This window comes from Promicromonospora kroppenstedtii DSM 19349 (assembly GCF_000515355.1).
GTDB classification, from domain to species: domain Bacteria; phylum Actinomycetota; class Actinomycetes; order Actinomycetales; family Cellulomonadaceae; genus Promicromonospora; species Promicromonospora kroppenstedtii.
In genome coordinates this window covers 19,858-24,799 of sequence record NZ_KI911765.1, presented here as the reverse complement: position 1 = coordinate 24,799, position 4,942 = coordinate 19,858, and the positions used below count along the sequence as shown (strand labels likewise).

Here is a 4,942-nt window from a genome sequence, read left to right as displayed (position 1 = left end):
GACACCCGCCGACCCGACCCCGCCCGAGTCTGTCTGCTCGCGCAGGTGCGGCAGCTCGATGCGCTGTGTCGGGGGATTGCTGCGCCGTCCGATCCGTGGCATCAGCGCCGGCGGGGCGACGGGCGGCGGGGTCTCCGCCGGTGTGACGGCCTGTGGCCGTCCACCCGGCCCCGACTGGGCGGCGGCCTCGGCCTCGGCGGCGTCGGGGTGGAACAGCGTCGCGATGATGAGGCGGTACCGGGAGTCGGGGCGGGGGACCCACGTGATGCGGTCGAGCGCCTGGTCCTGACCTGCGGTCTCGAAGATGAAGGTGCCGTAGCCGAGCACCTGGCCCATCGGGGTGCGCTCGTACCCGAGGTCGGTGACCTTCTCGGACGGCATCATCGCCACCCGGTGCACCAGGAACCCCGTGAGCAGGATCAGCCTGCGGTCGGTCATGACGAACCACTCGGCCCGCCAGTCCAGCCACTTCCAGAGGAGGCGCGCGCCGAGCACCAGGAACGGCAGCCACACCCACGCGAGCTGGTCGCGGACGTTTGGGTCCACGGCGACCAGGATCGCCAGGCCCAGGGCGAACGCACCAGTGGTCGTGAGGATCGGCTCCCACAGCCTGGCCCAGTGCCGGCGTGTGGCGGTCACGATCTTCTCGTCCGCGAGGATGTACCGCTGCAGGGCGCGATTGCGGATCACGAAGTCCGCTGTTGCGCTCATGCGGGTCTCCCCGGTGCGTTCGGATTGGTCCTGTTCGGAATAGCCCTGTTCGGACTAGCCCTGTCCGGACTAGCCCTGTCCGGACTAGCCCTGTCCGGACTAGCCCTGTCCGGAAACGGTCCTGTGCGTGACAGGTCTGTCGGGACTGGTCCTGACAGGGATGTCCCTGGTGACGGGTGTGCTCGACGTCGCCGAGTCCCGCCCGCTGACACTACGTCGTCAGCGGCCGATGGACCCGGTGAAGAGCTCCTCGAAGAACGTGCCGATGTTCGCGATGGCACCCCAGATGACGTCCCAGAGGGCGAGCACGACGTCGGCGGATCGCTCGGGGTCGTTGATGACCGAGTAGAGCAGGAAGATCACCACGACCCAGATGATGATGAGTCTCACCTTAGGCGGCATCAGATTCCTCCGACGTTGGTGCGCACGCACCGGGTGTGCGCACGTCGCGGACGAGACTACTGACACCACCCCGACCTGGGGAATGACCTGGCTCGGCGTGGCGGACCAACACTCACGGACCGCTCACCGGGCGCACACCGGGTGAGCACGGCCAGGGCGCACGGCCAGGGCACGGCCGACGGCAGCAGCACGCGGCGGAGCCCGGCGAGATCCCCCGGGATCCCGCCGAACCCGCTTCTCGCCGTACTGTTTGCTCGCCCGACCGGTACTCGCCCGCCCGGTGCTCGCCCGCCCGGTGCTCGCTCGGCCGCTAGTCGCTCGGCCGGTACTCGCTCGGTCGGTACTCGCTCGGCCGCTACTCGCCGGACCGGTGCAGTACCTCGGTGAGCTTGTTCGCCGCGGCGACGACGGCCGCCGAGTGCAGCCGGCCGGGCTGGCGCGAGAGCCGCTCCACCGGACCCGACACGCTGACGGCGGCGACGACGCGCCCCGACGGGCCGCGCACCGGCGCCGAGACGGATGCCACACCGAGCTCACGTTCCGAGACGGACTGGGCCCACCCGCGGCGTCGGACGCCGGAGAGGATCGTGGCCGTGAAGGTCGCGTCCCGCAGGCCGCGGTGAAGGCGGTCCGGCTCCTCCCAGGCGAGCAGGACATGGGCCGCGGAGCCCGCGCTCATGCTGAGCGTGGCGCCCACGGGGATCGAGTCGCGCAGGCCTACCGGGCGCTCGGCGGCGGCGACGCACACGCGGTGGTCGCCCTGCCGGCGGTAGAGCTGCGCGCTCTCACCCGTGTGGTCGCGCAGCGCGATGAGCACGGGGTTCGCTGCCGCCAGGAGGCGGTCCTCACCGGCGGCCGTGGCCAGCTCGTTGAGGCGCGGCCCCAGCACGAACCTTCCCTGCATGTCCCGTGCCACCAGGCGGTGATGCTCCAGAGCCACCGCCAGGCGGTGCGCCGTCGGGCGAGCCAGGCCGGTGGAGGAGACGAGCTGCGCCAGGGTGGCCGGGCCGGCCTCGAGTGCCCCGAGGACGGACGCCGCCTTGTCCAAGACGCCGACTCCGCTAGTATCGTCCATACCGCGATATTGCCGTCTCGGAACGTGAGATTGCAAGTCGAGGCCCAAAGTTGTTCCGAGTTGTTCCCCAAGTTGTTCCCCAAGCAGTTCCACACAGTTGTTTCTGACAGAGGTAGTTTTGACAGGGAGGCGAACCGCAATGGCCGGCACGCTGGCGGAGAAGGTCTGGGAAGCGCACCTGGTGCGTCGAGGCGAGGACGGCTCGCCTGATCTTCTCTACATCGACCTGCACCTGGTCCACGAGGTCACGAGCCCGCAGGCGTTCGAGGGACTGCGCCTTGCCGGACGGCAGGTGCGGCGACCCGACCTGACGATCGCGACCGAGGACCACAACACCCCCACGCTCGACATCGACCGGCCGATCGCCGATCTGACGAGCCGAACCCAGATCGACACGCTGCGCGCCAACGCCAAGGAGTTCGGCGTCCGGCTGCACAGCCTCGGTGACGCGGACCAGGGGATCGTCCACCAGGTGGGACCCCAGCTCGGTCTGACGATGCCGGGCCTCACCGTCGTGTGCGGCGACTCGCACACGTCCACGCACGGCGCGTTCGGCGCGCTCGCGTTCGGCATCGGCACGTCCGAGGTGGAGCACGTGCTCGCCACCCAGACGCTGCCGCTCGCGCCGTTCAAGACCATGGCGATCACGGTCAACGGCGCGCTGCCCGCGGGCGCGACGTCCAAGGACATCATCCTGGCGATCATCGCCAAGATCGGTACCGGTGGCGGGCAGGGCTACGTGCTCGAGTACCGCGGCGAGGCCATCCGGGCACTGTCCATGGAAGCGCGCATGACCATCTGCAACATGTCGATCGAGGCCGGCGCCCGCGCCGGCATGATCGCGCCGGACGAGACCACGTTCGAGTACCTCAAGGGTCGCCCGCACGCCCCCGAGGGCGCGGACTGGGACGAGGCGGTCGAGTACTGGAAGACCCTGCGGTCCGACGACGACGCGCAGTACGACGCCGAGGTCGTCCTCGAGGCGACGGACCTGGAGCCGTTCGTCACCTGGGGCACCAACCCTGGCCAGGGCCTGCCCCTGTCGGCGTCCGTCCCCGTCCCGGCGGACATCGCCGACGAGGGGGAGCGCGAGACCGCGGCGAAGGCGCTGGAGTACATGGGCCTGACCGCCGGCACGCCGCTGCGCGACATCAAGGTCGACACCGTGTTCATCGGGTCCTGCACCAACGGTCGCATCGAGGACCTGCGGTCCGTGGCCAAGGTCGTCAAGGGCAAGGAGAAGGCCTCGGACGTCCGGGTCCTCGTGGTCCCGTCGTCGGCCCGCGTGCGCCTGCAGGCCGAGGCCGAGGGCCTGGACGTGATCTTCAAGGAGTTCGGCGCCGAGTGGCGCAACGCAGGCTGCTCCATGTGCCTGGGTATGAACCCCGACCAGCTCGCGCCGGGGGAGCGGTCGGCCTCGACGTCGAACCGCAACTTCGAGGGTCGGCAGGGCAAGGGCGGTCGTACCCACCTGGTGTCGCCGCTCGTCGCGGCCGCCACGGCGATCCGGGGCACGCTCTCCAGCGTCAGCGACCTGGATCTGCCGTTCGACATCGACATCACCACGTTCGACGGCACGCCGCTCGACGGCGTCGGTGCCTCCCCGCTGGGTGAGTCCGTCGTCGTCGACCTGCCCATCCCCGTAGCCGGCCAGCCCGCGCTGCGCTGAGAGGACCACTGACCATGGAGAAGTTCACCACGCACACCGGCGTCGGCGTCCCGCTGCGGCGCAGCAACGTCGACACCGACCAGATCATCCCCGCCGTTTACCTCAAGCGGGTCACGCGCACCGGGTTCGAGGACGCGCTGTTCGCGGCGTGGCGGGGCGACTCGTCGTTCGTCCTGAACCAGGAGGCGTACTCCGCGGGGTCCGTGCTCGTCGCCGGACCGGACTTCGGTACGGGCTCCTCGCGCGAGCACGCCGTGTGGGCGCTCAAGGACTACGGCTTCCGCGTCGTGCTGTCCTCGCGGTTCGCCGACATCTTCCGCGGCAACTCGGGCAAGCAGGGCCTCGTGGCGGGCGTCGTCTCGCCCGAGGACATCGAGATCCTGTGGAAGATCCTGGAGACCAAGCCGGGCACCGAGGTGACCGTCGACCTGGAGGCCAGGACCGCCACGGCCGACGACGTCACGGTGCCGTTCCAGATCGACGACTACACGCGCTGGCGGCTCATGGAGGGGCTCGACGACATCGGGCTCACCCTGCAGGAGGCCGACAAGATCACCGCGTTCGAGGAGACCCGGGCGTCGTGGCGCCCGAAGACCCTGCCGGCCCGGCACCTGCCGGCCGTCGAGATCGAGGCGGCACGCCCGGTCTGACGCACCGCTCGCGCCTCAGCGCTGCTCGGTCCGAGGTAACAGCTCGGCGTGAGCGCTGTTCGTACGGTTCGCGTTCCTTCTGAGGTCAGGATCTGGTCAGGATCCCGGCCGCAGAAGGGGCGCGACGGCGTTCGCGACGAACGGCGCCAGCGTTCCCGCGAACGTGTCTGTCAGGTGGTCGGCGTCCCGGTAGACCGTGACGCCGCCGATCACCGGCCGGCACTCCCGGGCGTCGCAGTAGACGTCCGTGAAGTCCACCAGGACGACGTCGGGCCGGTGCAGCCGCTCGACGGCGCCCCGCTGCGGGTCGAAGGCGCGGGTCGCGACGGAGCGCGGGACGCGGCAGGCGGTGGCGTTCTCCGATGCCGCGTCGGGCGCGGTCAGGCACTCGATCACCTCCGGGTCGGCCCGGGGCACGTCGGCGACGGCGGCGAC

General features: G+C 70.4%; 6 protein-coding genes. 2 read left to right on the top strand and 4 right to left on the bottom strand.

Annotation, left to right across the window (positions count from 1 at the left end; translation table 11 throughout):
- The 3 genes from PROKR_RS29620 to PROKR_RS29610 form a co-directional block, all read right to left on the bottom strand.
- The coding region (locus PROKR_RS29620) for a PH domain-containing protein (RefSeq protein WP_051433504.1) at nucleotides 1–711 on the bottom strand (711 nt) is incomplete at its 3' end.
- Between the two features lie 219 nt (nucleotides 712–930).
- A complete protein-coding gene (locus PROKR_RS29615; RefSeq protein ID WP_020013705.1) occupies nucleotides 931–1,101 on the bottom strand; it encodes a hypothetical protein in 171 nt (56 codons plus the stop codon).
- Nucleotides 1,102–1,468: 367 nt separating this feature from the next.
- Complete coding sequence (locus tag PROKR_RS29610) at nucleotides 1,469–2,188, bottom strand: IclR family transcriptional regulator (RefSeq protein ID WP_026365378.1); 720 nt, start codon at nucleotides 2,186–2,188, stop codon at nucleotides 1,469–1,471.
- Between the two features lie 139 nt (nucleotides 2,189–2,327).
- On the opposite strand from PROKR_RS29610, the gene leuC reads away from it, so the two are divergent.
- Nucleotides 2,328–3,857: a 3-isopropylmalate dehydratase large subunit gene (gene leuC, locus PROKR_RS29605; protein ID WP_036971378.1), complete on the top strand. Its 1,530-nt coding sequence runs from the start codon at nucleotides 2,328–2,330 to the stop codon at nucleotides 3,855–3,857.
- Nucleotides 3,858–3,871: 14 nt separating this feature from the next.
- Nucleotides 3,872–4,507, top strand: a complete 636-nt coding sequence (leuD, locus tag PROKR_RS29600) for a 3-isopropylmalate dehydratase small subunit (protein ID WP_020013708.1) — start codon at nucleotides 3,872–3,874, stop codon at nucleotides 4,505–4,507.
- 96 nt (nucleotides 4,508–4,603) lie between these two features.
- On the opposite strand, the gene PROKR_RS36635 is transcribed toward leuD, so the two are convergent.
- The coding region (locus PROKR_RS36635; protein ID WP_036971373.1) for an SGNH hydrolase domain-containing protein at nucleotides 4,604–4,942 on the bottom strand (339 nt) is incomplete at its 5' end.